Genomic DNA, 17,950 nt, shown 5'->3' on the forward strand with positions numbered 1-17,950 from the left:
ACGTCTTGAAAGCTAATAAAATTTGGGTGTTGTTTAACCAACCGACCCTTCCATTTCATAGGAGATCAGTCGATTTAATTCAACGGCATATTCCATTGGTAATTCCTTGGTAAATGGTTCAACGAAGCCCATGATGATCATCTCAGTGGCTTTTTCTTCAGAAATCCCCCGGCTCATCAAGTAGTAGAGTTGTTCTTCAGAAATCTTGGACACTTTGGCTTCGTGTTCCATGGAGACATTGCCATTCATGACTTGGTTATATGGAATCGTATCTGAACTAGATTCCTCATCCATAATGATCGTGTCACATTCAACGTGGGCAAAAGAACCATCGCTCTTGCGGCCAAAACGCACCGTCCCACGATAATCCACTGCCCCGCCATCTTTGGCAATGGACTTAGAAACAATTGAACTAGACGTATCTGGGGCGTTATGAATCATCCGAGCCCCAGCATCTTGATCGACACCCTTACCGGCAACGGCAATGGATAACATCGTGCCATGGGCACCTCTGCCATTCAAATAAACACTTGGGTATTTCATGGTGATCTTAGAACCTAAGTTACCATCGATCCACTCCATTGTGCCATTTTCTAACGCCTGAGCCCGTTTTGTTTCAAGACTGTAAACGTTATTAGACCAGTTTTGAATGGTCGTATAACGACAATAGGCGTCTTTTAAGACGTTTACCTCAACGACTGCGGCGTGCAAACTGTCTGAAGAATAGTTTGGTGCGGTACAGCCTTCGACATAATTGATACTGCCGCCTTCATCAACGACGATCAATGTCCGTTCAAATTGACCAGAATTTTCGGCATTGATTCTGAAATAAGCTTGAATTGGTGTATCTGTTTTAACGCCCTTTGGCACATAGATAAATGTGCCCCCAGACCAAACTGCGGAATTTAAAGCGGAGAATTTGTTGTCACTAGGTGGCACCAATTTGCCCCAATACTTCTTAACCAAATCTGGATATTCTTTTAATGCCGTATCCATATCCGTAAAGATGATCCCTAACTTAGAGAATTCATCCCGCATATTGTGATAAACCACTTCAGATTCATATTGGGCTGAAGAACCAGCCAAATATTTCCGTTCAGCTTCAGGAACCCCTAAACGTTCAAAGGTATCCTTGATTTTTTCAGGGACATCATCCCAATCCCGATATTGTTTATCGGTTGCCGTTTGGAAATATAACATGTTGTCCAAATCCAAACCAGATAAATCTGGTCCGAAATCAGGCATTGGCATCTTTTTATAAATTTCATAAGACTTCAAGCGAAAATCAAGCATCCACTTGGGCTCTTTCTTATGGGCTGAAATCTTACGCACGATATCTTCCGTTAAACCACGGCCAGTGGAAAAGACGGGTTTGACATCATCACTAAAACCATAGTCGTAGTCATCAATCGTTGGGACTGAAGACATCAACTCTTCATTGTTTTTCGTATTTTTAGTCTCTGTCATTAACATTGTCCTCCTTAGGGTCACGCGCATGTAGACTTGCAACTTTGGCGACATGATCATCGGCAGCTAAGGCTTTATGCAAAGCCTTCCAAGCTAACATGGCGCATTTGATCCGGGCTGGGAATTGTTTGACCCCTTCTAAAACAGCGGCGTCTCCCAAGACATCTGTATCCACAGATTTGTCCCCAACAATCAGTTCAGAAAAGACTTCAACCATATCATCAGCTTCTTGGGCTTTTTTACCCAAAACGGCGTCTGTCATCATACTGGCTGACGCTTGAGAAATCGTACAGCCAGAACCTGAAAAGGCGATATCTTTAATGCGATCATCATCATCCATTTGAATTTGTAATTGCAACACATCCCCACAAGTGGGGTTACGTAACTCAATATCATTAGTGGCATCACTTAAATGACCATGATGATGGGGGTGTTCAGAATGATCCAAAATAACTTGGCGGTATAAATTATCTAGTTTAGACAGTGCCATGTTTGAAGAACTCCTTTGCAGCTAAGATCGCGTCAACTAAGCGATCCGCATCATTTGAATCGTTATAAAAGTAAAAACTTGCCCGGGCAGTTGCCGGCACGTTTAAATATTTCATTAAAGGTTGCGCACAGTGATGGCCAGCTCTAACCGCAACACCTTCCATATCTAGCGCTGTCGCTAAATCATGCGGATGAAGACCTTTAAGGTTAAAGGCAATGACCCCAGTGTGCTTGCTGGGATCTTTAGGACCATAAATTTCTAAGTCATCAATCGCTAACAACTTAGGTAAAACATAATTCACAATATCTTGTTCGTGCTTTTCGATTTGATCCATCCCGATCTCAGATAAATAATCAATGGCAGCCCCTAAGCCAATCGCACCAGAAATATCTGGTGTCCCGGCTTCAAACTTCCAAGGTAATTCCTTCCAAGAACTTTCGTACAGATCAACAAAATCGATCATCTCACCGCCGAACTCGATGGGTGGCATCGCCTCCAAGAGACTGGTTTTACCATATAATACACCAATACCTGTGGGACCCAACATTTTATGCCCAGAAAAGGCATAAAAATCAACATCTAAATCTTGCACGTCGATGGGCATATGGGGTACAGACTGTGCCCCATCCCCCACCATAATAGCACCATGTTGGTGGGCAATGCTAGCTAACTGCTTAATCGGGTTGACAACACCCAAAACGTTGGAAACATGGGCGATGGAGACGATCTTAGTTTTGTCGGTAATTTGCTTTTTAGCATCCGCCATATCTAATGTCCCGTCTTCATTCATGCCGATATACTTCAACACCGCTTTTTTACGCAGCGCTAATTGTTGCCAAGGCACTAGGTTGCTATGGTGTTCCATATAAGAGATGACGATTTCGTCACCTTCATGAATCGTTGCTTCGCCATAACTTGCTGCGATCCAATTTAAGCTTTGGGTCGTGCCTCTGGTGAATAAGATATTCTTCTTATCGCCAGCATTGATGAAGTCAGCCACCTTTTGCCGGGCGGCTTCAAATTGTTCCGTTGCCCGTTCAGCTAAAGTATGCACGCCCCGATGGACGTTGGCATTATCATGATAATAATAATGATCTAAAGCTTCCACAACTGCTTTTGGTTTTTGCGTGGTGGCAGCATTATCTAAATAAACTAATTGTTCATCGTTAACCTTTTGATCTAAGATTGGAAAATCTGCTTTAATCGTTTTCAGTTGTTTGACCATCACGTAACTTCCTCTCAATTGTAGCGGTTAATTGCTCGCGGGCAGCTTTAACCGGGATTGCCATTAACACAGACCCCAAGAAGCCGCGAATCACGAGACGCTCAGCCGTCGCTTTATCAATCCCACGACTCATGAGGTAATACATTTGTTGCTCGTCCACCCGACCTACAGAAGCCGCATGGCCTGCCATGACATCATTTTCATCGATCAATAAGATTGGATTAGCATCCCCAATGGCGCGGTTAGATAGCATCAATACCCGACTTTCTTGTTGGGCATCAGACCCTCTAGCCCCCTTGACAATATGGCCGACACCATTAAAAGTCAATGTTGCTCTTTCCAGGATAACCCCATGTTGTAAAATGTTCCCAATCGTCTTTTTACCATAATTCGTCACGCGTGTTTCAATGCCTTGAACTTGTCTGCCCGTGGCAATGGCGACAACGTTAACTTCAGCATGAGACCCTCTACCCTTTAACTCAGAATCGAAGTCACTGATAATATTGCCATTATTCATGGCACCAATGGCCCAATCGATTTGGGCATCATTCATCAAGTAACCCCGGCGATTTAAATAAGTGGTGCTGGTGGCACTGAGTTCATCAACGGCTGAGAAATGGACATGGCTATTGTCTTTAGCAATTACTTCAGCTAAGATATTGGCCACATTGGGTGTATCCCCAACGGTTTGATAGTTCTCCAAGTAAGTGACTTCACTGCCTTCATCAGCAATTAACAACAAATGATGGACAAAATCTTGTTTTTGCGTGCTATCTTGGAAATAAAAGCCTTGCAACGGTTTTTTAATGACCACGTTTTTAGGCACATAGACAAAAGCGCCATTGTTCATCAAGGCAGCATGGAAAGCCGTTAATTTATTGGCATCAGCGGTAATCGCTAATTGCATATAGTATTGTTTAATTAATTCCGGATATTTTTGCTCAGCTGTGAAAATATCGGTGAAGATGACACCTTTTTGCGCTAATTCAGGGTCTAATTGCGTTTTGGTGGTGTTTTTACCAAACTGAATCAAAACCCCGGCAGCATCGTCATGGAACATTTCAATATTTTCTAGTAATTTAGGATCGGAATCGACCCCTGTTAATTCTTGCGTATTCGTTAATGGCCAATTACGGTAATTCATCCGTTCAAATTGAGGGAATTCCAACTCATCAAAACGGCTCAAAGCAGTTTGACGAATTTGCGTCATCCAAGCGGGTTCACCATGGGCTTTGGAAAAAGCCGTTACCTGCTCAGGATCGATCGGCAATGTGGTAGCTAACTTCATGGCTATCCCTCCTTTGTCGTACTAGTACTAAGATGATCATCCACCAATGGGACATCGATGCCTAATTCATCACGCAAACCAGCGTACCCTTCGTCTTCCAGTTTTTGGGCTAAGTCAGCGCCGCCAGTCTTCACAACCCGGCCATCCATAATAACATGAACCACATCTGGCACAATATAGTTTAACAGCCGTTGGTAATGGGTGATGATTAAAGCGCCAAAGTTATCGCCGCGCATGGAATTAACGCCTTTAGCAACAACTTTCATGGCATCAATATCCAAGCCGGAATCAATTTCATCTAAAATAGCAAATGATGGTTGAATCATCATTAATTGTAAAATTTCGTTACGTTTCTTTTCACCACCGGAGAAGCCTTGGTTTAAATAACGTTCAGCCATGTCTTCATCCATATCTAAAATTTTCATATTTTTATCTAAGAACTTCAAAAACTCCATAACCGAGATCTGATGATCGTCATCCCGCCGAGCATTGATAGCTGCCCGCAAGAATTCGGCATTGGTGACCCCAGCAATTTCAGCAGGATATTGCATTGCTAAAAATAAACCAGCCCGGGCCCGTTCATCAACAGGCATGTTTAAAATGCTTTTACCATCTAATAAAATATCCCCATCTGTGACATGATAAGTGGGATTGCCCATGATTGTTTCGGACAAAGTAGACTTACCAGTTCCGTTAGGACCCATGATGGCATGGATTTCACCAGTGGACATTGTTAAGTTGACGCCTTTAAGGATTTCTTGATGACCTTCTTCTTGAGTGTCGATAGCGACGTGAAGATTTTTGACTTCTAGTGTAGACATATTTATGCAAACCTCCAATAGGTAATTTAAAAACAAAATGATAACTTCATTCTATGCTAAATGAGAACGATTTTCAATCACTTTAGAATGATTCTTGGCACTCTAAAGAAAAATTAGGATACCAAAAAAACAGTTTGCAGATTTCTTCACGAAATCGCAAGCTGTTTTCTGAAAGAAAAACCTTATTTAACTGGTAAAACCGCGCCATTATACTTTTCTTTGATCCAGTTTTGCGTACTCTTGGAAGTTAAGGCTTTCATTAACTTCTTAATGGCTGGTTTATTTTGATCACCTTTACGAACAGCAATAATGTTAGCGTAAGGTGAAGAGCTCTTTTCAAGGGCAATGGCATCTTTAGTTGGGTTCAAATCAGCCCCAACGGCGTAGTTGGCATTGATGGCAATTAACGTTCCTTCGTTGTTCTTAAGCAATTCAGGCATTAATTTAGGTTCATAAGAATACTTGAATTTTAACTTCTTAGGATTTTTGGCAATATCATTAAAGGTTGCTGAAGTGATCTTCACACCTTTTTTCAAGGTGATTAACTTAGCATCTTTTAAGATCGTTAAAATCCGACCATAATCTGGTTTGTTGTTACTAACTAAGACAGTTGAACCGGTTTTAACTTGGGATAATTTTTTAACTTGTTTGGAATAAATCCCAATTGGTTCAATATGAACAGTGCCCGCACTGACGATGTCGGTATTGTTCTTTTTATTGTAGTCATTTAAAAATGGCACGTGTTGGAAATAGTTCGCATCCAATTCTTTAGCGGTCAAAGCCCGGTTGGGCATGACATAATCGGTAAATTTCTTAACTACCAAATTGATGCCCTCTTTTTTAAGCTGAGGTTTCACATGTTCCAAAATTTGCGCATGGGGCACTGGGGAAGCCCCGACGGTCAAGGTCGTGGCAGCTTGCGCTTTTTGACCCCCAACTGCTAATAGCACCGCTGCACCCAAAGCAGCTAATGTAAAGCCAACAGACTTCTTAAAATTCTTCATTATAGATAACCTCCAAAAAATATTTATAATCAGGCAATCGCCCTTTTATCAATTTTACGTACGGCAAAATCACCAATGGCTTGGAAAATAAACACCACGATCAAGATAACCACGGTGGCCGTTAGGGTCACCGCGTTTTGATTGGCTTGAAACCCATCTTGGTAAGCCAAATTCCCTAAACCGCCGGCACCAATGACCCCAGCCATGGCCGTATAACCAATTAAAGAGATCCCGGTGACGGTAATCCCAGAAACAATAGCCGGCAAGCTTTCTGGAATCAAGACTTTCCACATAATTTGCAAGCGGCTAGCGCCCATGGCTTCAGCCGCCTCAATAACTCCAGCATCAATTTCATGAAAACCAATTTCCACCATCCGGGCATAAAATGGGGCGGCGGAAATGATCAAAGATGGAATCGCTGCTCTAGGCCCAATAATGGTCCCCGTCATCTTCTTGGTGAGTGGAATTAATAGCACAATTAAAATAATAAATGGGATGGACCGAAAAATATTGACAAAAATTGCGGTCAGCTTATTGAGAATCACGGCCCCAGCAGTATGTTTGCCGGTGGTTTCAAAGAGCAACAAGCCTAAAATAATGCCAAAAATAAACACAAATACCAGGGATAACAAGGTCATCCAGACGGTTTCCACCGTGGCACTCCAGAGGTTGTTCCAATTAACTTGAGCAAAATTAAAGTAGGATGCAAAACTATTAGGATCACGCATTACGAATCACCTCCGTATCCACCCGCATGGTGTTCAAAAAGGCCACACCTTGCGTTAATAATGTCTGCTCCCCCACCAGCTGCAAGTATAAGTTACCTAAGGCGCCACCTTGGGTTTGGTGAATATTACCTTCGATAATATTCAACTCGATGCCTGGGAATCGTTTAAGCATTTCTGAAATGATTGGCAATTTAGCCTGCTCACCATGGAAAGTCAACTTCAAAATCAAGCCATCGGGAACTTGTTCTAAAAGCTGACTGACAATAACTTTCGTATCGTCTTTTTCTGGATTGACCTCTTCTTGGACAAACTCTTTGGTGAGGTCAGCTTGGGGATGCCGGAAAATATCTAATACCGCGCCTTGTTCGACAATCTTGCCCGTATCCATCACTGCCATATTTTGGCAGATTTTACGAACGACATGCATTTCATGGGTGATCACCACCATGGTGATGTGCAGTTGTTGGTTGATTTTTAACAACAACTCCAACACTTCTTCAGTGGTTGCCGGATCCAAAGCACTGGTGGCCTCATCACAAAGCAAGATCTTCGGGTCATTGGCTAGTGCCCGGGCGATCCCTACCCGTTGTTTTTGGCCCCCAGACAATTCTGAAGGATAAGCCGTTTCTCTGCCCTTTAACCCAACTAAGTCAATCAGCTCATCAGCTTTTTGCTGCCGCTGAGCTTTATTTAACCCCTTCAACTCTAAGGGTAGTTCAATGTTGTCGCGAACAGTGCGGGACCATAATAAATTGAAATGCTGGAAGATCATACCAATGTTTTGCCGCATGGTCCGTAATGCCTTACCATTAAGCGTCGTCATATCAACATCATCAATATATACTGATCCTGAAGTTGGCCGTTCCAAATTATTGATGAGACGTACTAGCGTACTTTTACCAGCACCAGAATAACCCACGATCCCAAAAATCTCGCTATCTTGAATCTTCAAGGACACGTGATCTACGGCATTGATGGTATTCTGCCGGGTATGATAAATCTTGCTGACATCTTTGAACTCGATCAAGTGCTCACTTCCTTAAAAAATAGAATAAAATAAAAAACGCCCTCAGTATAAGGACGTTTTCACGTGGTACCACCTTGTTTTGTTGAATTTTTACAAATTCAACCTCAAGAACTCTAAAGAGTTCTCCGATAACGGCGGCACCGCAATGAGCTCATCTCAACTCGCTCATTGATACTCCCAGACCATCTTCAGTGTGGCTTTTTGGTTTCCTTACACCAAACGGAAACTCTCTAAGCAAAAATCCATAACCTACTCATCTGTTCATTGTATTTGTATTCAAAATCTCATAACTAAGATGATAGCCAATGTTACGTTTGCTGTCAACTAATTTAGTCCACCAACAAATCGGCAATCCAATTATCCTGATGTTTTTGGCTATTCATGAGCTCAGGATCATCAGAAATTTCAGTATGCACCGCGGTCACTTTACCAGCAACCGGCGTGGGTAAATCTAAGACAGCTTTTTCAGCTTCCACAGCCACCAAAGTGTCCCCTAAAGCTAATTCACCAACCATTGGCAGTTCCACAAACTTGACGCGGCCCAGTTCATCTTGAGCTTCCGGTGTTAAACCTAAGCGAATGCTTTTAGGATCGAGTTGCTCTTGCCAAAAATATTTCGTTTCTTTAAAGGCCACAGCCAAACACCTCTATCTAAAGTTTTCATTAGTACTAAACATGTAACTCTTGGAGTGATAACGCATTGACATAATCAAGCCTACCCCAATCATATTCCCCAACAGTGCAGAACCCCCTTGGGAAATAAATGGCAATGGAATCCCGGTCAGGGGTAACAGTCCAATACACATGCCGATATTTTCAAAAACATGGAATAAAATCATCATAATGACCCCGGTGGAAATATAGGCATAAAATTCATTTTTAGTGTCTACAATAACCCGAATCATTTGATAAATTAGTAGAAAATATAAAAGGACTAATAAGCAGCCACCCACAAACCCAAAGTTTTCCCCGATGACGGAAAAAATCATATCTGATTCTCGAACTGGGACATAAACTGTAGAATGATTAAAACCTTTACCAGCCAATTGACCAGACCCAATGGCCTTCATACTTTGCCATAATTGGTAGCCTTGATTGGTGGTGTTTTGTGATGGATTCAGCCAGCTGTCAATTCGATCAAATTGATAAGCATGAAAACCGACTTTGCCTAACAAGACTCGTCCCCAAGTGGTTCGGACTAACGTGATCAAAGCTGCGCCGATCACGACAAATGCCGAGATAAACGGCAACAAAATCTTCCAAGTTACCCCAGAAACCAATAGCACCCCGCCAAAAATTGCGAAAAAGACCAACATGGTCCCAAAGTCATTTTGCAACTTCAATAACACAGCTACAGGCAATAACACACAGACCATTTTACCAATCAACAGCCAGTCATATCTGGGGGTGTGTTGGTTATATTGGCTATTGTGGCGGTTGACAGTTCGGGCCAGCATTAAAATAAATGCTGGCTTCATCACTTCTGAGGGCTGAAAAGTCAGTGGCCCTAAAGCAAACCAGCTCTTGGCCCCAGTTTGGGCGAAATAAGAGCGGCTATACAAGAATAAAACGGCAATCAGCAAGAATAGTCCCAAACCATAAGCATAAGGGGCCACGCGCCAGAGTTGTTCCGTATCAAACTGCATAATAATAATGACCGCAATCGCCCCAAGCGCATACCATAATGCTTGAATCACAACTTGGCGCATGGGACTGCCGGCAGATGAATCATGGCTGATCGCCACATATAAAGATACCAGCCCAATTAACGACAGCAGCATTACCGTTAAGATAATACCATAATCGATTCTAGATGAGCCATCAGTGTCTTCTCTCATTGTATCAACACTCCTTGTGCCTATCTATGATATAAATTATAGGTCATCAACAATTCGTTAATGGCATCATCTAAAGTTTTGAAATGTTTTTCAGGTAAATCCTGAAATTGAGTGATAAATCGTTGGGTATTCTCTTCAGTGATCGTCCCAATGGTTTGTGTGCCGATCACAACTTCATAACCGTCTTTATCACCAATTTTGGTTTCATTAACAGAAACTTTGACATTTTGTTCTTTCTTACGCATAAAATCTCCTTAATTATGTTTGTAAAACTTGTTGGCGATGATTTCATCCACATAATTCTCAGGATGCGGGTTGCGCCGCAAAGTAAAGAAATCAGGTACTGGATCTACGCCGCCGTGGACAAAAGGATTACACCGGAAAATGCGCGCAATCCCCATGATACTGCCCTTAATAACCCCATGTTTTTTCAAAGCCGTTAACATGTAGTTAGAACAAGTTGGGTAATAACGGCAGCTTGGCGGAAATAGCGGTGAAATAAAGCGCTGATAAAAGTGCACCAAATAAATCAGAATTTGTTTCATTTTGATGCCACCTCCCATTTAACGGAAGAAACTGAAAATATGCAGCCAAGTACTAGGCAAAAAGACCCGCAATGGATTGCCACCACCGAGCTTAAAGCCAATCATCGCCCCGATAATCAACAGAATAAAGGCCACTAGAACCAGCAATAAAATCCGTTTTAAAACCCAACGGACATACTGTTTATGCTCTTCATCCACTTCATTTAAAACATGTTGTTGACCGGATCGCTTTTCAGCCATTTCATCACATCCTATCAGCGTGTCTTCTTAGTCTTAGCCATATGGGTCAATAAAATGCCCGTGCCTAGGGCCACAGAGTCCAACGGTTCATCCGCTAGTAAAACGGGCACTTGTAAGTTTTCAGCAAATAAGCGGTCGATTCCTTTCAATAATGCCCCACCACCGGTGATCATAATGCCGTGATCAATGATGTCGGCAGATAATTCAGGGGGTGTTTGTTCCAACACATTTTTAGCAGCGGCAATAATCGCTTCCAGTGTGTCATGCAATGCCCCTTCAACTTCTTCAGCAGTTACTTCAACTTCTTTAGGCAAGCCAGAAACCATGTCGCGACCTCGGACAGATAATTTAGCTTCAGGGTCAGGTTCAAAGGCAAAACCAATTTCTTTTTTGATCATTTCAGCGGTATGATCCCCAATTAATAAGCCATGATTTTGTTTGACATAATTAGAGACATTTTGATCCATCTTATCCCCAGCTAGACGCAGCGATTGACTCGTCACTACTTCACCCATGGATAAAACCGCAATATCACTGGTCCCGCCACCAATATCAATGACCATATTGCCTTGGGGTTTAAAAATATCTAAACCCGCCCCAACAGCGGCAACTTTTGGTTCAAATTCCAAATAAACATTGCGACCGCCTGATGCTTCAGCGGCTTCAATGATCGCTTTTTGTTCGATAGATGTTGTATTTGTAGGTGCACAAATCAAAATATCAGGTTTTGATAAGATGCCTTTTACGTTTAATTTGTTAATAAAATAAGATAACATTTCTTCAGTCACATCAAAGTCAGCAATCACACCGTCTTTGAGCGGACGAATTGCCCGAATATTACCGGGTGTCCGGCCTACCATGCGGTAAGCATCAGAACCGACTGCCAATACTTTGCCATCAGACATATTGATGGCTACAACAGACGGCTCGTTTAAAACGATACCTTTTCCTTGAACATTGATCAAAACATTTGCTGTACCTAAATCAATGCCGATACCCTTAGCCATGCTTGTTCCCCTCTCGTCGTTCGAATACGTTCACGTTGGTTGATTATAGCATATTCCCGCTCACTTTAAAATGCGGTCAATAAGCCCTAAGCTTTTATTATACTCTATTCCCCTTTAAAAAGGGACGAGAATTCGCTAACTGAAAATATAAATGAAACTATGGGCTTGATCCACTAAATTCAAGAAGAATTGACTGACATTATAGCCAATGGCAATGGCCACGAAAACCAAGATCAATTGTGCCTGGGGCACATGTTCTCTTTTAATGATCTGATCAAATCTCAAAGCCCGAATACCCCAAAAAGTCAGGACAATAAAAAACATATGGCTTAAAACGGTATAGAGTGCCTGTATTCCCATGAACTTCAAAATTAATTGCCTCCATTTGCTACATTTATTTATATTCTGGCACATAAAAAGGTCGAAGACAAAACTATCGTCTTCGACCTAATATATCATACACGTATGAAATTATTGTGATTGATGGCCAGAAACTGAAATACGGTTGACAGCTCGGCGTAAAGCAACCTGCGCCCGCAGCATTTCATCTGAATCATTATGACTTTGCGCCGTTTTAATTTTCTCTTCAGCCCGCGCTTTCGCCCGTTGTGCCCGGCGTAAGTCAATATCCTTCGCCCGTTCAGCGGAGTCAGCGGTAATAGAAGCTTGATTATTGCTCACTTCTAAGAAACCGCCATTGACTGCGATGGAATCCATATGGTTCTCATCAACCCGATGGACTCGGACTTCAGAAATCTTTAAAGGTGCAATAATGGCTTCATGATTGGCCATAATCCCCAAATCACCATCAATGGCCTTGACGACTAATAGATGGGCATGGTGTGAATAAACCACGCCATCGGGGGTCACAATATTTACGGTTAAAACTTGACTTTGATCATTATCCGCCATATCAGCTAACCCCCTTAGGCATTAGCAGCTTTAGCGTCTGCACTATCATCAGCAGTTTCAGTATCAGAATCGCCGCCAAAGCCCATTTTCTTAGCTTTCTCCACGACTTCTTCAACTTTACCAACAGACCGGAAAGCATCTTCTGGTAAGTCATCGTATTTCCCATCTAAAATTTCAGCAAAACCCTTGACCGTATCACCAACAGACACATAAGAACCTGGTTGACCGGTAAATTGTTCGGCAACACTAAAGTTTTGTGACAAGAAGAATTGAATCTTCCGAGCCCGGGAAACGATCACCTTTTCTTCATCAGATAATTCATCCATCCCTAAGATAGAAATGATATCTTGCAATTCACGGTAACGTTGCAATACGTGTTGCACTTCAGTGGCAACGCGATAATGTTCATCACCCACAATTTCTGGATCCAAGGCGCTAGAAGAGGACTCCAGCGGATCAACGGCTGGGTAAATCCCTTGTTCTGTCAAACTACGTTCCAAGTTGGTTGTTGCATCCAAATGGGCGAAAGTTGTGGCAGGGGCTGGATCGGTATAATCATCGGCAGGAACATAAACAGCTTGAATAGACGTTACAGAACCCTTTTTAGTCGATGTGATCCGTTCTTGTAATTGACCCATTTCAGTAGCTAAGGTTGGCTGATAACCAACGGCTGAAGGCATCCGGCCTAGTAAGGCAGATACTTCAGAGCCGGCCTGGGTGAACCGGAAGATGTTGTCAATGAATAACAGCACATCTTGGCCCTCCACATCACGGAAGTATTCCGCAATCGTTAACCCAGTCAAGGCTACCCGCATCCGGGCACCAGGCGGTTCATTCATCTGACCAAACACCATGGCGGTCTTTTCCAAGACCCCAGAAGCCTTCATTTCAAAGTACAAGTCGTTCCCTTCACGGGTCCGTTCACCAACACCGGTAAATACGGAAATACCACCATGTTCTTGGGCGATATTATGAATTAATTCCTGAATTAAAACGGTCTTACCAACACCGGCACCACCGAATAATCCGACTTTCCCACCTCGTAAATAAGGTTCCAGTAAGTCAATAACTTTGATCCCAGTTTCCAAAACTTCAGAACTTGGGTTTAAATCTTCAAATTTAGGAGCTTCCCTATGAATATTATCCCGCCGGAAATCAGCTGGGAACTCTTCACCACCATCGATTGTTTCACCTAAGACGTTAAATACTCGACCTAGGGTTTCCTTGCCGACAGGCACTGAAATTGAAGCACCAGTGTTTTCTACAGCAGTACCCCGTTGCAGGCCGTCGGTTGAATCCATGGCAATTGTTCTCAAAATACCATCACCCATTTCAAGGGCAACTTCAAGGACAATTTCATTGCCATTAAAGTTTTTTACTTTTAAGGCGTTGTTGATATCAGGCAAATTACCATCTAATGGGAATTGCACATCGACAACTGGTCCAATTACTTGAACAATTTCGCCTTGAGAACTCATATGGTCACTCTCCTTTCTATTATTTATTCGAGTGCTGCTGCACCACCGACAATTTCGGTGATTTCAGTAGTAATCTTAGATTGACGTGCACGGTTATATCGAATTGATAATTTGCTGATCAAATCATCTGCATTATCAGAAGCGCTCTTCATTGCTGTTGTGGAACTGGCATGCTCACTGGTTTTGGCGTCAATAATGGCCCCATAAATCAGACTTTCCGCATACTGTGGCAAAATAGCAGTCAGCGCCTCTTCAGGTGAAGGATCAGCGATATAATCGATTTTTTCATCAACTTCTGAAGTGTCTAAATCAGTGATTGGTAACATCTTTTCAACCCGAAAAGCAGAACTTAATGAGTTGATGAAGTGGTTATAACAAACATAAAGTTCATCAAACACACCAGCATCATACATGGAGACGATCATCTTCACGATTTCAGCAACTTCTTTAAAAGTAGGGATATCACTGACCCCACGGTATTCGTAAGAAACATTCATGTTTCTTGTCTTAAAGAAATCGGCCCCCATCCCACCAATCGCAATCAAACAATACTTATCAGGATCTTCGCTATCTGCGATGACCGACATAATATTCTTTAAAATTGTGCTGTTGTAACTGCCCACTAAACCACGATCACTGGTAATTACCAAGTAAGCGCGTTTTTGAACTGGCCGTTTAACCAACAAACTGCTGGTGGAAATATTATCTGGATTTTCAGATTTAGAAGAACTACCTAGTGAAACACCGTTCAGGACTTGAGAAGCGGCAAGGTGCACAACAATATCGCGAACTTTTTGAGCATAAATTTGATAATTCTTTGCTCTTTGTTCTGTTTGTGACAACTTGGAGGCTGATACCATCTGCATTGCCTTTGTGATTTGTTGTGTACTCTTTGTAGAACCAATTCGACGTTTAATATCGATTAAAGATTCAGCCAACTTGTCACACCACCTTATTGTCTATGATCAGTTTGTCCCACTTTTAGCATCATCAGCTTGGTCATCTGCTTCTGCATGATCTTGGCCAGTAGCTGAGAAACCAGACATGAATGAGTTAATGGCTGCATCCATATCTTTTTCATCTGGTAAATTACCAGTATTATGAATTGTATCCAAGAGATCCTTATGATTGGAATCAAAGAATGCGAACAACTCAGATTGGAATCTGCCAATATCATCAACAGGTACGGCGTCAAGAAAGCCATGGGTCAAAGCGTATAAAATCAAGACTTGTTTTTCAACAGGTAATGGCCGGTGCAATGGTTGTTTCAAAACTTCCACGGTCCGACGACCACGATTTAACTTGGCCTGCGTTGCGGCATCCAAATCAGAACCAAATTGCGCAAATGATTCCAATTCACGGTAAGACGCTAAGTCCACCCGCAAGGTCCCGGCAACTTTCTTCATCGCTTTGATTTGAGCGGCCCCACCAACCCGAGACACTGAAGCCCCGGCATCAATAGCTGGCCGTGTCCCGGAATAGAATAAATCACTTTCCAAGAAAATCTGACCATCAGTGATGGAAATAACGTTAGTTGGGATATATGCGGAGATGTCCCCGGCTTGGGTTTCAATAAATGGCAAGGCTGTCATCGACCCGCCGCCTAATTTATCACTTAACTTGGCCGAACGTTCTAGCAGGCGTGAATGTAAGTAGAACACATCCCCAGGATAAGCTTCACGACCTGGTGGCCGCCGTAACAGTAAGGAAATTTCACGATAAGCAGCTGCTTGTTTTGATAAATCATCAAAGACAATCAAAACATGCTTGCCGTTATACATGAATTCTTCACCCATGGCGCTCCCAGCATAAGGCGCGATATATAACATTGGTGCTGGTTCAGAAGGACCGGCTGTTAAGACAATTGTATAATCCATAGCGCCATATTTGCGTAGGGTTTCAATTTGATTTTTAACAGTAGATTCCTTTTGACCAATGGCCACATAAACACAGATCATGTTTTGGCCTTTTTGGTTGATGATCGTATCAATGGCAATTGATGTCTTACCAGTCTTACGATCCCCAATGACCAATTCACGCTGGCCCCGACCAATTGGAACCAAGGCATCAACGGCCTTTAATCCGGTTTGTAATGGTTCGAAGACGGATTGGCGTTGCATGACACCTGGTGCTTTAAATTCGATGGGACGTGTTTTTGTGGTTTTAATTTCACCTAAACCATCAATAGGTTGGCCTAATGGATTGACGACCCGGCCAATAAGTTCTTCACCAACAGGGACTTCCAGGATACGACCAGTTCTTTTGACCTGATCGCCTTCTCGAATATCATCAAAGCGACCAAAAATGATAATACCAACATCGTTTGACTCCAAGTTCTGGGCAACCCCGTAAGAACCGTTAGAAAATTCTAACAATTCGTTTGACATAACGTTGTCCAATCCATGAGCACGGGCAATACCATCACCGACATATGTAACAGTACCGACTTCGTCAACGACAAGTTGATCATCATAGTGTTCAAGCTGTTGTTTAATCAAAGCGCTAATCTCTTCAGCTTTGATGCTCATCTAATTCACCTCTCATTTTTGATCATCTATTCAGTAATAATGCTTTAATACGGGTTAAACGGGTCTTAATGCTGCCATCAATAACTTTATCGCTGGCATGAACAATGACCCCACCAATGATGTCTGGATCAACTGTACTGGTGATCTGGACGTGACTGGCACCAAAACGTTGCGCAATTTGTGCGCTCAGCTTTTCTTGTTGTGCCGCATTTAAAGCAACTGCAGTAGTTACTTCAGCACGAATAATTTTATTTTGCTTATCGTACATTGCTTCAAAGTAATCTACCATGAATAAAATGTCATTCATTCGTTTGTAGTCAAACACCATTTGTAAGAAGGTCTGCATCAACGGGCTGAATTGTTGTTTCAAACTGTCGATGATCGGCTTTTTCTCAGCTAAACTCAAACGCATATCTGTTAAGACATTCCCTAAATCTTTATTTTCGGTAAAAATTTGGCGAATACCCAATAATTCTTGATAAGTGTCATCTAGTGCTTGTTTTGACTCGGCTAGTTCAAATAATGCATTCGCATAACGTCTACCAATAGTAAATTTATCTAGTGCCATTGGTATCGCCTAACCCTTCAATATAAGAATCAATCAATGCTTGCTGATCACTGGCACTGAGTTCCTTATTAATTAATTTGGATGCTATTTCAATTGATAATTGTGCAACATCATCTCTTGCACTGGCTAAAGCGTCCGCACGAGCTTGTTCAGCATCTTTTTGGGCGTTAGTCTTTAACTGTTGTGCTTCACTTTGGGCTTGTGTGATGATTTGGTCACGTTGTGTTTCCCCACTCTTTTGAGCGTTTTGAACGATCTGCGTGGCTTCGCTACGGGTATTTTTTAATTCACCTTCACGTTGAGCTGCCAATTCGTCCGCTTTTTTACGGGTATCTTCAGCGTAATCTAAATCACCATTGATTTTATCTTCACGCTTAGCCATCATCTTTGAAACAGGCCCATAGGCGTATTTCATGACAATAACAAACATGAGTACAAATAAAATCAAGTAAATTAGCATATCGCCAACTTGAAGTGCAGCACCCAAAACAAGTTTGTCCATCTTTATTGCACTTCCTTCCTAAACGAATTTATTCTCATTAGTCTGTTTTAGAACAAGAATAAAATCAAGAATGAAATGACAATGGAAATAATTGGAACCGCTTCGATCAAACCTACACCAAGGAACATTGTCCCACGCAATTGGCCTGATAATTCAGGTTGACGTGCCATACTTTCGATTGTTTTTGCAATAACGTGTCCGTTACCATAAGATGCAGCTAAGGCAGCTAAGCCTGCAGCAATACCAGCACCGATTGTCTTCATAAAAAAATTACCTCCTAGA

Annotated in this window: 22 protein-coding genes and 1 other annotated feature; all 22 genes read right to left on the reverse strand. The window is 42.2% G+C overall.

All coding sequences use genetic code 11. The features are described 5' to 3' along the window. Positions 1-33: 33 nt before the first annotated feature. Positions 34-1,467 carry a Fe-S cluster assembly protein SufB gene (gene sufB, locus FC83_RS01430; RefSeq protein WP_035453737.1) on the reverse strand — a complete coding sequence of 478 codons (1,434 nt, stop codon included), beginning with the start codon at positions 1,465-1,467 and terminating at the stop codon, positions 34-36. After that, positions 1,454-1,957, reverse strand: a complete 504-nt coding sequence (gene sufU, locus FC83_RS01435; RefSeq protein ID WP_035453734.1) for a Fe-S cluster assembly sulfur transfer protein SufU — start codon at positions 1,955-1,957, stop codon at positions 1,454-1,456. The genes sufB and sufU overlap by 14 nt, the downstream gene beginning before the upstream one ends. Then, positions 1,944-3,182: a cysteine desulfurase gene (locus tag FC83_RS01440; protein WP_057002295.1), complete on the reverse strand. Its 1,239-nt coding sequence runs from the start codon at positions 3,180-3,182 to the stop codon at positions 1,944-1,946. Before FC83_RS01440 ends, sufU begins: the two co-directional genes overlap by 14 nt. Beyond that, on the reverse strand, positions 3,157-4,470 hold the full coding sequence (gene sufD / locus FC83_RS01445; RefSeq protein WP_035453731.1) for a Fe-S cluster assembly protein SufD: 1,314 nt from the start codon (positions 4,468-4,470) through the stop codon (positions 3,157-3,159). Before sufD ends, FC83_RS01440 begins: the two co-directional genes overlap by 26 nt. A gap of 2 nt (positions 4,471-4,472) precedes the next feature. Continuing rightward, complete coding sequence (sufC, locus tag FC83_RS01450; protein WP_035453726.1) at positions 4,473-5,291, reverse strand: Fe-S cluster assembly ATPase SufC; 819 nt, start codon at positions 5,289-5,291, stop codon at positions 4,473-4,475. Between the two features lie 182 nt (positions 5,292-5,473). Next, on the reverse strand, positions 5,474-6,295 hold the full coding sequence (locus FC83_RS01455) for a MetQ/NlpA family ABC transporter substrate-binding protein (protein ID WP_035453724.1): 822 nt from the start codon (positions 6,293-6,295) through the stop codon (positions 5,474-5,476). 29 nt (positions 6,296-6,324) lie between these two features. Further along, positions 6,325-7,023: a methionine ABC transporter permease gene (locus FC83_RS01460; protein WP_035453721.1), complete on the reverse strand. Its 699-nt coding sequence runs from the start codon at positions 7,021-7,023 to the stop codon at positions 6,325-6,327. Continuing rightward, positions 7,016-8,050 (reverse strand): methionine ABC transporter ATP-binding protein, encoded by a 1,035-nt coding sequence (locus tag FC83_RS01465; protein ID WP_035453719.1) that lies wholly within the window; start codon positions 8,048-8,050, stop codon positions 7,016-7,018. Before FC83_RS01465 ends, FC83_RS01460 begins: the two co-directional genes overlap by 8 nt. Before the next feature lie 46 nt (positions 8,051-8,096). Further along, positions 8,097-8,324: a binding site (T-box leader), on the reverse strand. A gap of 55 nt (positions 8,325-8,379) precedes the next feature. Continuing rightward, positions 8,380-8,685, reverse strand: a complete 306-nt coding sequence (locus FC83_RS01470) for a glycine cleavage system H family protein (protein WP_035453715.1) — start codon at positions 8,683-8,685, stop codon at positions 8,380-8,382. 12 nt (positions 8,686-8,697) lie between these two features. Further along, the gene (locus tag FC83_RS01475; RefSeq protein ID WP_035453712.1) at positions 8,698-9,888 is read right to left on the reverse strand and encodes an FtsW/RodA/SpoVE family cell cycle protein; all 1,191 of its coding nucleotides are present in this window, start codon (positions 9,886-9,888) and stop codon (positions 8,698-8,700) included. Positions 9,889-9,908: 20 nt separating this feature from the next. Next, positions 9,909-10,133 (reverse strand): DUF2969 domain-containing protein, encoded by a 225-nt coding sequence (locus FC83_RS01480; RefSeq protein ID WP_035453709.1) that lies wholly within the window; start codon positions 10,131-10,133, stop codon positions 9,909-9,911. 9 nt (positions 10,134-10,142) lie between these two features. Further along, positions 10,143-10,433: a membrane protein insertion efficiency factor YidD gene (gene yidD / locus FC83_RS01485; RefSeq protein ID WP_035453707.1), complete on the reverse strand. Its 291-nt coding sequence runs from the start codon at positions 10,431-10,433 to the stop codon at positions 10,143-10,145. Positions 10,434-10,451: 18 nt separating this feature from the next. Further along, positions 10,452-10,673: a DNA-directed RNA polymerase subunit beta gene (locus tag FC83_RS01490; protein ID WP_052004773.1), complete on the reverse strand. Its 222-nt coding sequence runs from the start codon at positions 10,671-10,673 to the stop codon at positions 10,452-10,454. Between the two features lie 14 nt (positions 10,674-10,687). Further along, entirely contained in the window at positions 10,688-11,680 is a 993-nt protein-coding gene (mreB, locus tag FC83_RS01495; protein ID WP_035453705.1) for a rod shape-determining protein, read from the reverse strand. A gap of 135 nt (positions 11,681-11,815) precedes the next feature. Further along, positions 11,816-12,040, reverse strand: a complete 225-nt coding sequence (locus FC83_RS01500) for a DUF1146 family protein (protein WP_152537756.1) — start codon at positions 12,038-12,040, stop codon at positions 11,816-11,818. A gap of 111 nt (positions 12,041-12,151) precedes the next feature. After that, positions 12,152-12,592, reverse strand: coding sequence for a F0F1 ATP synthase subunit epsilon (locus tag FC83_RS01505; RefSeq protein WP_035453699.1), 441 nt, complete (start codon positions 12,590-12,592; stop codon positions 12,152-12,154). Positions 12,593-12,606: 14 nt separating this feature from the next. Then, positions 12,607-14,070, reverse strand: a complete 1,464-nt coding sequence (gene atpD / locus FC83_RS01510) for a F0F1 ATP synthase subunit beta (RefSeq protein WP_035453696.1) — start codon at positions 14,068-14,070, stop codon at positions 12,607-12,609. A gap of 23 nt (positions 14,071-14,093) precedes the next feature. Continuing rightward, positions 14,094-15,008 carry a F0F1 ATP synthase subunit gamma gene (locus FC83_RS01515; protein ID WP_035453693.1) on the reverse strand — a complete coding sequence of 305 codons (915 nt, stop codon included), beginning with the start codon at positions 15,006-15,008 and terminating at the stop codon, positions 14,094-14,096. 27 nt (positions 15,009-15,035) lie between these two features. Beyond that, positions 15,036-16,598, reverse strand: a complete 1,563-nt coding sequence (gene atpA / locus FC83_RS01520) for a F0F1 ATP synthase subunit alpha (protein WP_052004771.1) — start codon at positions 16,596-16,598, stop codon at positions 15,036-15,038. Between the two features lie 22 nt (positions 16,599-16,620). Beyond that, positions 16,621-17,166, reverse strand: a complete 546-nt coding sequence (atpH, locus tag FC83_RS01525) for an ATP synthase F1 subunit delta (protein ID WP_035453692.1) — start codon at positions 17,164-17,166, stop codon at positions 16,621-16,623. After that, positions 17,153-17,668 (reverse strand): F0F1 ATP synthase subunit B, encoded by a 516-nt coding sequence (gene atpF, locus FC83_RS01530; RefSeq protein WP_035453691.1) that lies wholly within the window; start codon positions 17,666-17,668, stop codon positions 17,153-17,155. Before atpF ends, atpH begins: the two co-directional genes overlap by 14 nt. A gap of 47 nt (positions 17,669-17,715) precedes the next feature. Next, positions 17,716-17,931, reverse strand: coding sequence for a F0F1 ATP synthase subunit C (gene atpE / locus FC83_RS01535; RefSeq protein WP_035453684.1), 216 nt, complete (start codon positions 17,929-17,931; stop codon positions 17,716-17,718). Positions 17,932-17,950: the final 19 nt, after the last annotated feature.

The sequence above is a fragment of the Agrilactobacillus composti DSM 18527 = JCM 14202 genome (assembly GCF_001436375.1).
Classification (GTDB): Bacteria; Bacillota; Bacilli; order Lactobacillales; family Lactobacillaceae; genus Agrilactobacillus; species Agrilactobacillus composti.

Excerpts from the sequence above, each read along its gene's own strand:
- sufB (WP_035453737.1), bottom strand. The coding sequence starts at position 1,467 with ATGACAGAGACTAAAAATACGAAAAACAATGAAGAGTTGATGTCTTCA.
- sufU (WP_035453734.1), bottom strand. The coding sequence starts at position 1,957 with ATGGCACTGTCTAAACTAGATAATTTATACCGCCAAGTTATTTTGGAT.
- FC83_RS01440 (WP_057002295.1), bottom strand. The coding sequence starts at position 3,182 with ATGGTCAAACAACTGAAAACGATTAAAGCAGATTTTCCAATCTTAGAT.
- sufD (WP_035453731.1), bottom strand. The coding sequence starts at position 4,470 with ATGAAGTTAGCTACCACATTGCCGATCGATCCTGAGCAGGTAACGGCT.
- sufC (WP_035453726.1), bottom strand. The coding sequence starts at position 5,291 with ATGTCTACACTAGAAGTCAAAAATCTTCACGTCGCTATCGACACTCAA.
- FC83_RS01455 (WP_035453724.1), bottom strand. The coding sequence starts at position 6,295 with ATGAAGAATTTTAAGAAGTCTGTTGGCTTTACATTAGCTGCTTTGGGT.
- FC83_RS01460 (WP_035453721.1), bottom strand. The coding sequence starts at position 7,023 with ATGCGTGATCCTAATAGTTTTGCATCCTACTTTAATTTTGCTCAAGTT.
- FC83_RS01475 (WP_035453712.1), bottom strand. The coding sequence starts at position 9,888 with ATGAGAGAAGACACTGATGGCTCATCTAGAATCGATTATGGTATTATC.
- FC83_RS01480 (WP_035453709.1), bottom strand. The coding sequence starts at position 10,133 with ATGCGTAAGAAAGAACAAAATGTCAAAGTTTCTGTTAATGAAACCAAA.
- yidD (WP_035453707.1), bottom strand. The coding sequence starts at position 10,433 with ATGAAACAAATTCTGATTTATTTGGTGCACTTTTATCAGCGCTTTATT.
- FC83_RS01490 (WP_052004773.1), bottom strand. The coding sequence starts at position 10,673 with ATGGCTGAAAAGCGATCCGGTCAACAACATGTTTTAAATGAAGTGGAT.
- mreB (WP_035453705.1), bottom strand. The coding sequence starts at position 11,680 with ATGGCTAAGGGTATCGGCATTGATTTAGGTACAGCAAATGTTTTGATC.
- FC83_RS01500 (WP_152537756.1), bottom strand. The coding sequence starts at position 12,040 with ATGGGAATACAGGCACTCTATACCGTTTTAAGCCATATGTTTTTTATT.
- FC83_RS01505 (WP_035453699.1), bottom strand. The coding sequence starts at position 12,592 with ATGGCGGATAATGATCAAAGTCAAGTTTTAACCGTAAATATTGTGACC.
- atpD (WP_035453696.1), bottom strand. The coding sequence starts at position 14,070 with ATGAGTTCTCAAGGCGAAATTGTTCAAGTAATTGGACCAGTTGTCGAT.
- atpA (WP_052004771.1), bottom strand. The coding sequence starts at position 16,598 with ATGAGCATCAAAGCTGAAGAGATTAGCGCTTTGATTAAACAACAGCTT.
- atpH (WP_035453692.1), bottom strand. The coding sequence starts at position 17,166 with ATGGCACTAGATAAATTTACTATTGGTAGACGTTATGCGAATGCATTA.
- atpF (WP_035453691.1), bottom strand. The coding sequence starts at position 17,668 with ATGGACAAACTTGTTTTGGGTGCTGCACTTCAAGTTGGCGATATGCTA.
- atpE (WP_035453684.1), bottom strand. The coding sequence starts at position 17,931 with ATGAAGACAATCGGTGCTGGTATTGCTGCAGGCTTAGCTGCCTTAGCT.